The sequence below is a fragment of the Achromobacter aegrifaciens genome (assembly GCF_902859965.1).
In the GTDB taxonomy this organism is placed as follows: domain Bacteria; phylum Pseudomonadota; class Gammaproteobacteria; order Burkholderiales; family Burkholderiaceae_B; genus Achromobacter; species Achromobacter aegrifaciens.
This window is the reverse complement of record NZ_CADIKO010000001.1, coordinates 448,025-459,947: the sequence shown is the minus strand read 5'-3', so window position 1 is coordinate 459,947 and position 11,923 is coordinate 448,025. Positions and strand designations below refer to the sequence as shown.

Sequence of the window (11,923 nt, the reverse complement as noted above, 5' to 3'; positions counted from 1 at the left end):
GGGTTTCCAGCATTCCACAGGACCATCCATGAAGATTACCCAAGCGCGCGTCATCGTCTGCAGCCCCGGCCGCAATTTCGTTACCTTGAAGATCGAAACCGATGAAGGCCTGTACGGCATCGGCGATGCCACGCTGAATGGCCGCGAGCTGGCCGTGGCGGCCTACCTGACCGAGCACGTGATTCCCTGCCTGATCGGCCGCGATCCGCAGCAGATCGAAGACATCTGGCAGTACCTGTACCGTGGCGCATATTGGCGGCGCGGTCCGGTCACCATGTCCGCGATCGCCGCCGTGGACACGGCCTTGTGGGACATCAAGGCCAAGGCCGCAGGCATGCCACTCTACCAGTTGCTGGGCGGCAAGAGCCGTTCGGGCGTCATGGTCTACGGCCACGCCAATGGCCGCGACATCGACGAAACCGTGGACGAGGTGCTGCGTTACCGCGAGATGGGCTATCTGGCCATCCGCGCGCAAAGCGGGGTGCCGGGCCTGAACTCGGTCTATGGCGTGGGGCGCGGCCGCATGTTCTACGAACCCGCCGACGGGTCGTTGCCCTCCGAGCATGACTGGTCCACGGAAAAGTATCTGGACCACGCGCCGCGCCTGTTCCAGCGGGTGCGCGACGCAGTGGGCTGGGACACCCATCTGCTGCACGATGTGCATCACCGGCTCACGCCCATCGAGGCCGGCCGCCTGGGCAAGTCGCTGGAGCCCTACCGCCTGTTCTGGATGGAGGACGCCACGCCCGCGGAAAACCAGGAAGCCTTCCGGCTGATCCGCCAGCACACGGTCACGCCGATCGCGGTGGGCGAAGTCTTCAACACCATCTGGGACTGCAAGGACCTGATCGAAAACCAGCTGATCGACTACATCCGCGCCACGGTGGTGCATGCGGGCGGCATAACGCATCTGCGCCGCATTGCCGATCTGGCCGCGCTCTATCAGGTCCGGACCGGCTGCCACGGCGCCACCGACCTGTCGCCAGCCTGCATGGGAGCCGCTCTGCATTTCGACCTGTGGGTGCCGAATTTCGGCATCCAGGAGTACATGCGGCACACGGACGAAACGGACGCAGTGTTTCCCCATGCTTACAGCTTCAATCAGGGCATGCTATACCCTGGCGACGCGCCGGGCCATGGTGTCGACATCGACGAAAAGCTCGCCGCCAGATATCCCTACCAACGCGCCTACCTGCCGGTCAACCGGCAGGCGCATGATGGCGCACTATGGCACTGGTAATCCATGCTCGAACGTTTGAATTCGGAGTCCCTGGCGCATCTGCCCGAGGACGTGGAATCTCCCGCCTATGACCGCAGCCGGGTCACGCCCGGCATTGTGCATCTGGGCATAGGCGCTTTCCACCGCGCCCACCAGGCGGTGGTGACGGACCTGGCCATGGCCGCCAGCGGGGACCTGAGTTGGGGCATCGTGGGCGTTTCGCTGCGCAGCCCCGCCACGCGCGACGCGCTGACGCCGCAAGACGGCCTGTACACCCTGGCGCTGCGCGACGCCGGCCCGGATGGGCAGTTGCGGGAACAGTTGCGGGTGGTCGGGTCGGTGTTGCGGGTCGTGGTGGCCGAGGAAGATCCCCAGGCGGTGCTGGAGCGCATCGCGTCCGCCCAGACGCGCATCGTCAGCCTGACCGTCACCGAGAAGGGCTACAGCCACGAACCGTCCACCGGCCACCTGCGCTGGGATGACCCGGACATCGTGCACGACCTTGCGCATCCGGTCAGGCCGCGCAGCACCATCGGCATCCTGGTGTACGGCCTGGCGCTGCGGCGCGAACGCAGCTTGCCCCCCGTCACGCTGCTGTCCTGCGACAACCTGCACGCCAACGGTGACACGCTGCGCAGCCTGGTGCTGGCCTTCGCCTTGCGGGTCGACGTGGGCCTGACCGCATGGATCGACAACAACTGCACTTTTCCGAATTCCATGGTGGACCGCATCGTGCCGGGCACGCAGGACGAAGACCGCGCGCGCGTGGCAAAGCGCCTGGGATTCGAGGACGCCTGGCCGGTGGTGGGTGAACCCTTCCTCAACTGGGTCATCGAGGACAAGTTCGCGGCCGGCAGGCCTGCCTGGGACGCGGCCGGCGCGAACTTCGTGCGCAACGCGGCGCCATACGAGCGCCTGAAGCTGCGCATGGTCAACGCGCCGCATTCCGCGTTCGCGTACCTGGGCTCGATGCTGGGTCTGCGCACCAATAGCGAAGCCGCCGCGACGCCGGCGCTGCGCCGCTATGTCGACGACATGATGCGGCTGGAGCTTGCGCCCACGCTGCGCGGCGTTCCGGGATCAGGGCTGGATGAGTATCGCCAGCGCTTCCTGGCGCGCGTGTCCAATCCGGCGCTGCCTCACCTCACCCGGCAGGTCGCGATGGATGGTTCGCAGAAGGTGCCGCAGCGCCTGCTGGCCGCCATCCGCGACCGCAAGCAACGGGGCGACGATTTCAGCCGGCTGGCCATGTCCGTAGCCGCCTGGCTGCATTACCTGCGCGGATATGACGAGCAGGGCAACACTTATGCCATCCAGGATCCGCTGGCCGGCGCGCTTGCCAAACTGCTGGCGCGCGCCGAGGTGGCGGCAACGGCTTCGGCCCCCTCCCAGGCAGCGCATCGGCGAGCCACTGTGATGGCGGGATTCCGGCCTGTGTTCGGCGATCTGGGCAGCAAGCCCGCTTTTGTCGAGGCGCTGGCCCTGCAGCTGGAACGCCTGCGCACGCTGGGCGTGCTGGGCGCGCTGGAGGCCCTGGAGCAGGACGCGGCGAGGGAAGACTCGGCGCAGCCCGTGCCGGCCGCTTGACCGCTGGCGGCGCGCCGCCAGCATCCATAAGGAGCGCAGCATGGCAAGGTCGGAAGGCGTGGGCGCGGCGCATTGGCAGGAATGGGGCGAAGCGTGCTTGCGGGTCCTGGATTTCAATGAAGACGACGGCCACTGCCTGGCATCCAGCCTGGCGCAGACCAGCCTGTGGGGCATTGACTCGCATGGCATCGCGCGGCTGCCGCACTACCTGAACCGGGTCGTCCATGGCTCCATCCTGGCGCGGCCACAAATCCGTATCGAGCAGAGCGGGGCGGCTTGTGCGCAGGTGCATGGCGGCAGGGGCCATGGCATCGTGGTGGCGCACCGGGCCAACGAGACGGCCATGGCGCTGGCGCGCGAGGCGGGCGTGGGCGCCGTCGGCGTCAGCGACTCTTCGCATTGCGGAGCCATCGGCCTGTACACGCGCGCGGCCGCTCGGCAAGGGCTGATTGGCATGGCCTACACGCATTCCGATTCCATTGCCGCGCCGTTCGGCGGCCGGCAACCGTATTTCGGCACCAACCCCATTTCCTTCGCTTTCCCCAGACAGGATGGCGAGCCGCTGTGCCTGGACATGGCGACGACCTCAATTCCATGGAATCGCGTCATGAACGCGCGCCGCGACGGCACAGAACTGCCCGGAGGCGTGGCGCTGGACGCCGAGGGACGTAGCGTGACCGACGCGCGGCGTGTCCGCGCCTTGACGCCCTTGGGCGGCGACTACGGCCACAAGGGCTACGGCCTGGCGATGATGGTCGAACTCTTGTGCGGGCCGCTCAACGGTAACCCCCATGGACCGCACATCGGTCCCATGTACGAGCAGCTGGATCGTCCACGCGAACTCGGGGCGTTCTTCATCGTCATCGATCCCGCCCGGTTCGCGGGCGGCGCGACGTTGGCTGCCGTGGTGGCGGGCATGGCGGCCGAACTGGCGGCGCAGCCCGGTTCGCCACGCATGCCGGGCGATCCCGAACTGGCCTCGCAGGCGCAGCGCCAGGCCGCGGGGATTCCGGTGCCGCCGGCCTTGAAGGCCGAAATGGCCGAATGGAGCGCCAGGTTGGGGCTTGCGCTGCCGCCGTTCACACCGCTGGACGGCCAGGCCTGAGCGCAGCCGTCCCGCTACGCAGGAAGCGTCAGCGGACCAGGCCGAAGAACTCCATCGTGTTGCGGCTCAGAATCTTCTGCTGCACGTCCGGCAGCAGGCCAGCGTGGGTCACCAGCTTGCCCACTTCCTGTTCGCCCAGGGGATAGGGGTAGTCGGAACCCAGCAGCACCCGGTCTTCGCCCATTACGTCGATCAGCAGGCGCAGCGCGCGCGGGTCGAACACCGCGCTGTCGGTGTAGAAGCGGTCGGTGTACGAAGAGGGCAGCTGCGGACAGTCCTGGCGGATGATGTCGCGATGGCGCCAGGCATTGTCCACGCGGCCCAGCAGGAAGGCGAAGCTGCCGCCGCCGTGCGCGAAACAGAGCTTCAGGCTGCGCGGGATGCGCTCGAACGCGCCGGACAGGATCAGCGACAGGATGCCCAGCTGGGTTTCAGCGGGCATGGAGACCAGCCACGGCAACATCCATTTCTTCATGCGGCCGTCGGTCATCATGTCCCAGGGATGCACCAGCACCGGGATGTGATCGTTGGCGCAGTGGATCAGGAACTGCACCAGGGTCTCGTCGTCCAGGTCGAGCGGGCCGACGTGGTTGCCGATCTGCACACCCAGGTGGCCGGCGGCGCGGGCGCGCGACGCTTCCTTGCAGGCCAGCTCCAGATCCTGCAGCGGCACCTGCGCCAGCGCCTTCAGGCGCGCTGGCGCATGGGCGCAGTGTTCCAGCGCCAGGTCGTTCATGCGCGCCGCCCAGTCGGCGGCGGCCCGGGCCGGATAGGAGTAGCCGAACATGATGGGCGTCGCACAGAGGATCTGCAGGTCTACGCCGTTGCGGTCCATCTGTTCCAGGCGCAGGGCCGGGTCCCACAAGGTGGCGTCCACCGGGCGGAACGGGCGGTCACCCGCCATGATCTGGCCGCTCGAACCGTCGCCGTCCAGCCGCAGCCAGGGCGCGTTGACGGGGTCCAGCGCCGCCGCTTCCTGCCGGGTGATCGGCGGGAAGAAGTGCGCGTGCATGTCGATTTTCTGGGTCATGTGCAAAGGAAAAGAAGTCGGTCGGGCGCGTGGCGGTGTGGCGCAAGATCGGGCAAAAGGAAACGCCCCTAGGCCGGGGCCGCCTGCGCGGAGGGCGCATGCCCCTTGCCCGGATGGATCTCTCCGCAGCTGGGACAGGTGCGTTTCTCGGTGCTGGAATAAAAGGCCTGGAACAGCGGCGGCAGGTCGGTCACGATGCTCTTGAGCTGTACCTCCACGCGGTGCACCAGGCTGCGGCATTGCGGGCAATACCATTCGAAGCCGTCCAGCAGGCCTTCAGGGCGCTGGCGTTCGATGACCAGGCAGGCGCTGTCGGTCTCGGGTCGTTGCGGCGAATGCCGCACGTGCGGCGGCAGAAGGAAAATATCGCCTTCCTTCAGATCCACGCGCTCGGGCTTGCCGTCCACCCACAGCGACAGCCAGGCGTTGCCGCGCAATTGGTAGAAGAACTCTTCCAGCGGGTCGTCGTGGTAGTCGGTGCGGTGGTTCGGGCCGCCGACCACGGTGACGATGAAGTCGGCGTCCTGCCAGATCTGCTGGTTGCCGACCGGTGGCTTGAGCAGGTGCGCGTGGTCGTCTATCCAGCGCTGGAAGTTCAACGGCGGGCCATAGGCAGGCATGCGGATCTCCGGAAGTCTGGGGGCGGACCGGGGCTGCCCCATAGCCCGCAGTCTAGGCGGGACCTTGCGGGCCTGCACAATAGAAATTACGCCGCCGGGTATGCGGCTTGTCTATGGCGGGATAACCCTGACCTGTCTGTCAACCGACAGCTTCAGCGCGCTGCGCCGCGATCTGCTTCAGATGGTCCACCAGGCGCTGGCAGGCCGGCGTCAGCGGGCGGTCCGCGCGCACCGAGTAGCCCACGTCGCCGAATGCGCCGAAGGCGTCGGTGGGCAGGCGCGCGAGCATGCCCGTGGCCAGGAACGGCGCTGCCGCGTCGTAAGGCAGCAGCGCCAGCGCGTCGCTGTGCATGAGCACGCCGATATTGGTCAGGAGCGATAGCGATTCGACATGCCGGGCCGGCAGGCGCAGGCCGGCGTCCAGGAAGCTGCGCTCGATCGAAGCGCGCAGCGGCGAGCTGGCGGCGGGCAGGATCCAGATGTGATCGGTCAGCGCGGCCAGCGGTGCGGACGGCGCGCCGGCCAGGGGATGGGCGGCGCGCGCCACCAGGCACAGCTCCTCGCGGTACAGCTTGTGATGGTCCACCGCCACGCCGGAGATCGATGCCATGTCGGCGCCGGGCAGGCGGCCCACCACGATGTCCAGGTCGCCCGTGGCCAGCGCCGGCAGCAACTGGGAGGTCGGCCCTTCGCGCACGCTGACCTGGATGCCGGGGTGCGCGGTCATCAGGCGCGCAATCGCCTCGGGCAGCAGCTTGGCCGACGCAGCGATGAGCGTACCCACCACCACATGGCCGCTGGCCCCGCCCAGCACCGCGTCGATGTCGTCGGCCATGTAGCGGATCTCGGCCATCATGGCCTGGACCCGGCGGCCCAGCACCACGGCCAGCTCCGTCGGCGTCACGCCGCGGTTGGAACGGTCGAACAACGACGCGCCGAAGAAGGACTCCAGTTCGTGGATGGCCTTGGTGACGGTGGGCTGGGTCAGATGCAGCTCGCTGGCGGCGCGCGACAGCGAACGGCATGCCAGCACGCGCTCGAACACCTGCAATTGGTGCAGCTTCAGCTTGCGGCTGAGCGCGTTGGGCGTGATGCGGAAGTCCGACATGCGCCGCTAGCGCACTTGCGGCTTGTAGGCGACCGCCTTGATCTCGATCAGCAGCTGCGGGTGCGGCAGCTGATGCACGGCGACGGTGGTACGGGCCGGACCGTCGGAGTCGAAGTACTCGCCGTACACCTGGTTGTAGCCGCCGAAATCATTCATGTTGACGAGGAAGGTGCTGATCTCGACCACGTCGGCCAGCGTCGCATCGGCCGTGGCCAGGATGTCGCGAATGTTCTCGATGACGGCGCGCGTCTGCACCCGGATGTCCAGCGTGGCGGTGCCCATGGCGTCGACCTCGGCGCCCGCGATGCGGTTGTCGGGCAGGCGGGAGCTGGTGCCGGAGACATACAGGAAATCGCCCGCGCGCTTGATGTGCGGATACTTGCCGCGGGGCGTGGCCTTGCCGGCGACGACGGTGGCGCTGACGCCGGGCTGGGGTTGGTTCATCGCGTCTTCCTTTGCGTGGGGTGGTCAGAGCTTAATGCAGACATTGGTGGGTTCGGTATAGAAATGCAGCGAATGGCGTCCGCCTTCACGGCCGATGCCCGAGAGGCCGCTGCCGCCGAACGGCGTGCGCAGGTCGCGCAGGAACCAGCAATTGACCCAGGCCAGGCCGACCTTCATGGCCTGCGCCACGCGGTGGCCGCGCGTAAGGTTCTGCGTCCAGACGGCCGCGGCCAGGCCGTAGCGCGTGTCGTTGGCCAGTCGGATGGCTTCTTCTTCGGTGTCGAAGGGCGTCACGTGGCAGACCGGGCCGAAGACTTCCTCCTTGATGCAGCGGGCGGTCTCGGGCAGGCCGGTCCAGATCGTGGGCTGCACGTAGGCGCCTTCGTCGCGCGCATCGCCGAATATCGGCACGCCGCCGCCGGACACCACCGTCGCGCCTTCCTCGCGCGCCAGGGCGAAGTACGACATCACCTTCTCGCGATGCTCGCGCGACACCAGCGGTCCCATCTCGGTGGCCGGATCCATGGGCCAGCCTATGCGCAGGGCTTCCGCGCGCGCCGCCAGCGCGGCGACGAAGCGCTCATAGATCGGGCGTTCGACGTAGACGCGCTCGGTGCACAGGCAGACCTGCCCGCAATTGGCGAACACCGATTGCGTCACGCCATCCACCGCGGCATCGAAATCCGCATCGGCGAACACCAGCGCGGCGTTCTTGCCGCCCAGCTCGAAGGACACTGGTTTCACGCCCGGCGCCACGGCCCGCATGATGGCGGCGCCCGTGGCGGATTCGCCCGTGAAGGTGATGCCGTCGATGTCCGGATGGGTGGTCATGAATTCGCCCGCCGAGCCAGGTCCGAAGCCATGCGCCAGGTTCAGCACGCCGGCCGGCAGCCCGGCTTCATGCGCGACCTCGGCCAGCAGCGTGGCCGTGGACGGCGTGACTTCCGACGGCTTCATGATCACCGTATTGCCGAACGCCAGCGCCGGCGCCACCTTCCAGGTCAGTAACAGGAGCGGCAGGTTCCAGGGCGAAATCACGCCCACCACGCCCAGCGGCTTGCGGTAGGCGTAGTTCAGCGCCTGGCGGCCATCGGGCGTATCCGTCATGTAGCTTTCCATGTCCAGCGTGCGCGCCAGTTCCGCGAAGGCGCGGAAATTGGCCGCGCCGCGCGGGATGTCGATCTTGCCTGCCCAGCCCACCGGCTTGCCGGTGTCGCCGATCTCGGCCTGCAGGAAATCGTCGAAGCGCCGCGTGATGCCGTCGGCCAGGGCCAGCAGATGATCGGTGCGCTCGGCCACCGACAGCCCCGCCCAGGCGGGCAGGGCGCGGTGCGCCGCCGCCACCGAGCGGTCGATCTGGTCGCGGTTGGCTTCGTGGACCTGGGCGACCAGGCGCCCGTCCACCGGGCTGTGCTTGTCGAAGGTGGACGCGCCGTCTTCGAAGCGGCCGTCGATGTAGTTGCGCAATTGTCGGATCGTCATGTGCAGGGCTCGGTCTGGATGCAAAATAAATACGTATACGTACTATATTTTGGATCATAGACAGCGCCCCGCCTCAAGTCAATGCGATTCCGAAGCCGTCAGCGTCTGCCATTCTTCCTTGCCGATGCGGCTGACATGCTCCGTCCGGTAGTCGTTCATGAACTGATTGAACTTGTTCTCCTCGGTGTGATGGTGCTTGAAGCCGCACTTTTCCTGGGCTCTGCGCGATTTCTCGTTGTCGGCGAAATAGCCGCACCATAGCGCGTTGAAGTTCAACGTTTCAAACGCATGGCGCATCAGTTCCCTGACTGCTTCAGGAATCAACCCCTGGCCCCAGAACGGTACGCCGATCCAATACGCGATTTCGGCTTCGTCGTCAGCAATGTCGAAATTGCTGTCCTTCCCCATGAGCAACGCCACCAGGCCTATGGCGGTGTTGTCTCCCTTCTGTGTCAAGGCATAGGCCAGTGGCCGCGAAAAAACTGTCTGGATGATCTCCCGGCTATGTTCGACGCTTGTATGAGCAGGCCAGCCCGCGGCGAGGCCGATCCGTTCGTCGCTTGCATACGCAAACAGGCTCGGCGCGTCGTCGGTGTGCCAGGGCCGCAAAATGAGGCGTTCGGTGCGCAGCATGATTTCCCTTCCTTTCAGCAATGAAAACAGCAGCCGCAATTCTAGGATCCGAGGGCGCAACTGATAATAGACAGGGTTGAGCAGATTAGGTAATTTTGAAAACAAGATTGCGGGAATTCATGGGTGATGATTTAAAATTTCAGCGTAAATGAAAACGCTCTCTCAGCTCTCGGATACAGGCATCGAAGACCTGGCCATCGGCCTCAACAGCTTTGACGAACAGGTGGGGCACCCCTTGGCGTTGGCGTATGTGGTGGTGTTGATCTGCCGCGAGGGCAGCGCCGAGTGGGAAGTGAACTTCAAGCCGCACCGGATGAAGAAAAATGATCTCCTGGTCCTGGCGGAAGATTCCATCGCGCTCATCAAACGCAAGTCGGATGACTATTCATGCGCCTGCTATTTGATGAACCGGTCCATCGCTGCGGAGATTGCGCACGCCCTGCCCAACAGCCTGTTTTCCTTCTTGAGCCGTTCGCCGTTCTTCGCTGCCGAAAAGCTGTCGCCGCGGTATTCAAAGGCCTGGGAAGGCCAGGCGGCGCTGATCCATGAGCAGTGCGTCACCTACCAGCGGACCATGATCGTCAACCACGTCCAGAACCTGTTCTTGTGGATCTGTGAAAAGACAGACGGCCTTGGGGCCGGCATGAGGAATGACTTCAGCAGATCGGAAGCGGTCTGCTGGAAATTCTGGGAGCTGATCTCGATGCACTGCGTACAACAGCGCGGGGTGGCGTTCTATGCAGGGCTGCTGCATATCACTCCATACTATCTGTCGCAGTTGAGCAGGAGGTTCTTCAACGACGCGCCCAAAACGCTGATCGACAGGCAGGTCGTGTTGGAGATAAAAAAGCGCCTTACCCAGCCCAGGAAATCCGTGCAGCAAATTGCCGAGGAACTGCATTTCGCCGACGCCTCCTATTTGGGCAAGTTCTTCAAGCGCCATACCGGCGTGGGCTTGACCGACTACCGGAAAGGCAGGGCATGATGAAGTCTGAAAGGGGCGTGAGCTATCTTATGGACCCGCGCAGCAATGCCATGATCGCCGACATCCATCCCTTGGAAGCCCGATGACCGCTAGATCCCGACGTATCCCTCCCGACCCGGCCGCTCCCCAGGCCTTGCAGGCGTTCGACCTGACCCAGGTCGCGTCCCATCTGCTGCGCCGGGCCCATTTCCGGGCCGAAGCCCTGTTCGCCCAGGCCTTTCCCGACGAAGACCTGACCCCGCGCCAGAAGGCGTTGCTTATCACCGTCTACCAGAATCCCGGCGCGACCCAGAATCGCATCGCCGAACTGATCGCGCTGGACCGCAATTCCTTCGCTGAAATGATCGCGCGCATGACCAAAAAGGGCTACGTGCGCCGCAAGCGCTCAGCCCAGGACGGGCGCGCCTATGCGCTGGAGATCACGGAAGAGGGCATTGCTCTGTTGGCGCGCATTCTGCCGCAGGATGCTGCCGTGGAGGCGGAGGTGCTGGCCCCCATCCCCGAGGATCTGCGGCCGGTGTTCCTGAAATGTCTGCGCTTGATGGCGGGTCTGGAGCAGCAGGACGACGCTCGGGGCTGATGGCGCCAAGCTTAGGCGTCTGCTGCGGGCGTGGAGTCCGCCGAGTCCGACGCGGGCGCGCTCTTCCTGCCGAAGCGCAGCGCGAACTGGCGCGTGAACACCGCACCGAAGAAGAAGATCTGCGCCGAATAGTAGATCCACAGCAGCAGCGCGATCAGCGACCCCGCCGCGCCGTAGGCCGACACCGCCGCGCCCCGGCTGAGATAGACGCCGATGCCCCACTTGCCCACCAGGAACAGCGCCGCGGTCACAATGGCGCCCGGGATCACGTCCGGCCACGAGATCTTCGCGCTTGGCAGCAGCTTGTAGATGACCGCGAACAGCGCCACCACGATGGAGAAGGAAAACAGGCTGGAAATCCACTCCGCCACCAGGGCGAAGGACGAAGCCGTCCAGAGATCGCCGTAATAACCCCGTGCGGCTCCAAGCGCGGCGTTCACCGTCAGCGATATCAAGAGGAACAGCGCCAGCACCAGCACCAGGCCGAACGACAGCATGCGGCTGCGGACCATGCCGTGCAGCCCGCCTTTCTGGTTGGCGGAGACTTCCCACAGTTCGTCCAGGCTGGCCTTCAGTTCCGCGAAGGCCGTGGTGGCGCTGAAGATCAGCACGAAGATCGAGATCAGCGCCGCGATCCAGCCCTTGCCTGATTCATGGGCGCTGGCCAGCACCGTCTGGATGACTTCAGCGCCGCGCTCGCCGGTCAGCTCGCGCAGTTGTGAGAACAACTCCGAGCGCACCGCGTCTTCGCCGAAGAACGCGCCCGCCACCGCGATCACCAGGATCAGCATGGGCGCAAGCGAAAACACCATGTACAGCGCCAGCGCCGCGCCCTTGCTGGAGGCGCGATGGGTGGACCACTGTTTGGCCGAGTCCATCAACAGCCCGCCGATTTCGGACGGACGCAGGGCGCGCAACAGGGTCGAGGGCAAACGCATGGGACTCGGCTCGTTCTGGGGGAGCCTTCATTGTAGGGACGCATGCGCTGCGGCGAAACCCGCAGATTGTGCGCAAACGTGTTCTTTGGCGAGGCCGCGTTGCGGAAAAAAGAAAAACCCCCGGGGCGAAGGACCGGGGGTTTTTCGGGATACTGCATCCCCCGGCCGGAGCCGGGGAGGCCTTGCAAGGAT

Annotated in this window: 12 protein-coding genes; 5 read left to right on the top strand and 7 right to left on the bottom strand. The window is 65.6% G+C overall.

Annotated features, from left to right (window positions below):
• Positions 1–28 precede the first annotated feature (28 nt).
• Genes manD through HV793_RS02220 form a run of 3 tightly spaced genes read left to right on the top strand, consistent with a single transcriptional unit; the run spans position 29 to position 3,911 of the window.
• Positions 29–1,240, top strand: coding sequence for a D-mannonate dehydratase ManD (manD, locus tag HV793_RS02230; protein ID WP_054451915.1), 1,212 nt, complete (start codon positions 29–31; stop codon positions 1,238–1,240).
• Positions 1,241–1,243: 3 nt separating this feature from the next.
• A complete protein-coding gene (locus HV793_RS02225; protein ID WP_175212588.1) occupies positions 1,244–2,806 on the top strand; it encodes a mannitol dehydrogenase family protein in 1,563 nt (520 codons plus the stop codon).
• Between the two features lie 40 nt (positions 2,807–2,846).
• Entirely contained in the window at positions 2,847–3,911 is a 1,065-nt protein-coding gene (locus tag HV793_RS02220) for an Ldh family oxidoreductase (protein WP_175212587.1), read from the top strand.
• A gap of 28 nt (positions 3,912–3,939) precedes the next feature.
• Here HV793_RS02220 and HV793_RS02215 read toward each other — a convergent pair whose 3' ends face one another.
• From HV793_RS02215 to HV793_RS02190, 6 genes are all read right to left on the bottom strand, one after another.
• Positions 3,940–4,941 (bottom strand): amidohydrolase family protein, encoded by a 1,002-nt coding sequence (locus HV793_RS02215; protein ID WP_175212586.1) that lies wholly within the window; start codon positions 4,939–4,941, stop codon positions 3,940–3,942.
• Between the two features lie 68 nt (positions 4,942–5,009).
• Positions 5,010–5,561 carry a 3-hydroxyanthranilate 3,4-dioxygenase gene (locus HV793_RS02210; protein ID WP_119452003.1) on the bottom strand — a complete coding sequence of 184 codons (552 nt, stop codon included), beginning with the start codon at positions 5,559–5,561 and terminating at the stop codon, positions 5,010–5,012.
• A 139-nt stretch (positions 5,562–5,700) separates the two neighbouring features.
• Positions 5,701–6,669, bottom strand: coding sequence for a LysR substrate-binding domain-containing protein (locus HV793_RS02205; RefSeq protein ID WP_054451910.1), 969 nt, complete (start codon positions 6,667–6,669; stop codon positions 5,701–5,703).
• A gap of 6 nt (positions 6,670–6,675) precedes the next feature.
• The gene (locus HV793_RS02200; RefSeq protein ID WP_119452004.1) at positions 6,676–7,113 is read right to left on the bottom strand and encodes a RidA family protein; all 438 of its coding nucleotides are present in this window, start codon (positions 7,111–7,113) and stop codon (positions 6,676–6,678) included.
• 24 nt (positions 7,114–7,137) lie between these two features.
• On the bottom strand, positions 7,138–8,595 hold the full coding sequence (locus HV793_RS02195) for a 2-hydroxymuconic semialdehyde dehydrogenase (protein WP_175212585.1): 1,458 nt from the start codon (positions 8,593–8,595) through the stop codon (positions 7,138–7,140).
• Between the two features lie 78 nt (positions 8,596–8,673).
• Entirely contained in the window at positions 8,674–9,228 is a 555-nt protein-coding gene (locus HV793_RS02190) for a GNAT family N-acetyltransferase (RefSeq protein ID WP_225588886.1), read from the bottom strand.
• Positions 9,229–9,376: 148 nt separating this feature from the next.
• On the opposite strand from HV793_RS02190, the gene HV793_RS02185 reads away from it, so the two are divergent.
• Together HV793_RS02185 and HV793_RS02180 are read left to right on the top strand one after the other, a co-directional pair.
• Positions 9,377–10,213 (top strand): helix-turn-helix domain-containing protein, encoded by an 837-nt coding sequence (locus tag HV793_RS02185; protein ID WP_175212584.1) that lies wholly within the window; start codon positions 9,377–9,379, stop codon positions 10,211–10,213.
• Positions 10,214–10,295: 82 nt separating this feature from the next.
• A complete protein-coding gene (locus HV793_RS02180) occupies positions 10,296–10,793 on the top strand; it encodes a MarR family winged helix-turn-helix transcriptional regulator (protein ID WP_175212583.1) in 498 nt (165 codons plus the stop codon).
• 11 nt (positions 10,794–10,804) lie between these two features.
• Here the strand turns inward: HV793_RS02180 and HV793_RS02175 are convergent, their stop codons facing one another.
• Positions 10,805–11,731 (bottom strand): YihY/virulence factor BrkB family protein, encoded by a 927-nt coding sequence (locus HV793_RS02175; protein WP_175212582.1) that lies wholly within the window; start codon positions 11,729–11,731, stop codon positions 10,805–10,807.
• Positions 11,732–11,923: the final 192 nt, after the last annotated feature.